The sequence below is a fragment of the Mumia sp. genome (assembly GCF_028803055.1).
Classification (GTDB): domain Bacteria; phylum Actinomycetota; class Actinomycetes; order Propionibacteriales; family Nocardioidaceae; genus Mumia.
On record NZ_JARBCJ010000187.1, the window covers coordinates 4,026 to 6,012 of the forward strand.

Here is a 1,987-nt window from a genome sequence, read left to right on the forward strand (position 1 = left end):
CACGACCAGGCGTACGCCGGTCGCGTCTTGAACGGTGCTCCGTACGCGTAGCCGCACACCCGGTCGCCGTCGACGAGCACGACCCAGGCGTGGGACTCGTGCGCCGCGGCGATCCGCTGCGCCATCTCGTCCGGCGTCGGAGGCACCGACTCGAAGGTGACCGCGGTCCGCTCGACGTACGGCGTGTAGATCGCCGCGCACGCCGAAGCGTCCTCGGTGGTCGCGTCGCGTGTCGCGAAGGTCATGCACAGACGGTACTCACCCCTGGGTCCCTCGCCGCGTGACCCAGGACGACTGCAAGGATTCACCTGTGAACACTTCCGAGGACGGACTCGTCGCGCGTCTGCGCGCGTCCGGGTCCGTCTTCGCCGAGGACGAGGCGCGGGTTCTCCGCGAGTCGGCGACCTCCTCCGACGAGCTCGAGGCGATGACGGCACGCCGTCTCGCCGGCGAGCCGTTGGAGCACGTGGTCGGGTGGGCCGACTTCGGTCACCTCCGGGTGCACGTCGCGCCGGGCGTCTTCGTCCCGCGCCGGAGGACGGAGCTGCTCGCCCGGGCGGCGGTCGACGCTGCGCCCCACGACGGGACGGTGGTCGACCTCTGCTGCGGCTCGGGCGCCGTGGGTGCCTTCGTGGAGGACGAGCGCCCCGACGTCCACGTGATCGCCGCCGACATCGACCCGCTCGCGGTCCGGTGCGCGACGCAGAACCTCGTCCACGGGACGGTGTACGAGGGAGACCTCTTCGACGCACTCCCCGAAGGGCTGCTGGGAGAGGTGGACGTCGTCGCTGTCAACGCGCCGTACGTCCCGACCGACGCCATCGCCCTCATGCCGCCCGAGGCGCGGGACCACGAGCCGCGGGCCGCGCTCGACGGCGGGCCCGACGGTGTCGACGTGCACCGCCGTGTGGCCGCGGACGTGGCCACCTGGCTCGCTCCGCACGGCCAGGTCCTGATCGAGACGAGCCGTATGCAGGTGCCGTGGACGGCGTTGGCGCTCGCGCAGCGCGGTCTTCGCGCCCGCCTGGCCAGCTGGGACGCCGAGATCGGCACCGCGGTCGTCTGCGGGAGACCGGTCGAGCCCGACCTCGCCGTCGAGGAGCTGCCGCCGCTCGAGTTCGCGTTCGCCGGTCCGGTGCGCGACCGGCTCGTGGGCCTCGTGCTGGACGGTGTGAAGACGACCACCTCGTCGCTGGTGCGGGAGCTCCTGGTCACCGGCGGGGAGGACGACGAGGGCATGCCGGCCGTGGGTGAGCGGTGGCGGATCGTGGACTCCACCGGGTCAGAGGTCTGCGTCGTGGAGACGGTGGAGGTCCGGGTGTCCCGGGTCGCCGACGTCGACCTTCAGCACGTCCTCGACGAGGGCGAGGGTGACCGTACCGTGGCGCAGTGGCGCGAGAACCGCACGCGGTTCTGGGAGGGAGACGAGATGCGGACGTTCCTGGGTGCGCCGGCGTTCACCGTCGACGACGACACCAATGTCGTCCTGCAGCGGTTGAGGGTCGTCAAGAGCCTCTAGGCCATCGAGCGAGCGCGGTCACTTCTCGTAGAAGTAGGCATCGCGCGCGCCCAGCGACCCCATCCCCATGCCGCCGGTGACGCGGACGAGCACGCCGTCGGGTCCCGGGGTGCCGCTGCGTCGGTTCTTGACCGCACCCCAGCCCGTACGGAGGCCGTCGACGTCGACGGCCCATCCCTCGGGAAGGATCAGCACGAGGTTGCCGGCGCCGCCGTTGACGTCGATCTCGACGAGCCGGTGGGGGCAGTCGGCGCGACGGAAGTCGAGCTTCACGTTGCCCATGGAGGGCCAGACGCGCAGGCGTGCGGGGACGGCCCACGTGCCGCTGCGCCGGACGTCGCTGATGCCTGCCCTCAGCTCGAGCGTCTCGGTGCGGTCCACGGGGGCGAGCGGGGCGAGCGGCGCTCTGGTCGCCGGGTCGTCGGGGAGGTCGGCGACGACGGCCTGGAGGTCGCGGTACGTCTTGGC

The 1,987-nt window shown here is 72.2% G+C and carries 2 protein-coding genes and 1 pseudogene; 1 reads left to right on the forward strand and 2 read right to left on the reverse strand.

Annotation, left to right across the window (positions count from 1 at the left end; translation table 11 throughout):
* Window positions 1-245: pseudogene (locus tag PV363_RS14850) on the reverse strand (GNAT family N-acetyltransferase); the annotation flags it as partial.
* 65 nt (window positions 246-310) lie between these two features.
* Here PV363_RS14850 and PV363_RS14855 point away from each other — a divergent pair.
* Entirely contained in the window at window positions 311-1,519 is a 1,209-nt protein-coding gene (locus tag PV363_RS14855; protein ID WP_220366654.1) for a putative protein N(5)-glutamine methyltransferase, read from the forward strand.
* Between the two features lie 18 nt (window positions 1,520-1,537).
* On the opposite strand, the gene PV363_RS14860 is transcribed toward PV363_RS14855, so the two are convergent.
* Window positions 1,538-1,987 (reverse strand): hypothetical protein (locus PV363_RS14860; protein WP_301022720.1); only part of this gene is annotated, 450 nt, incomplete at its 5' end.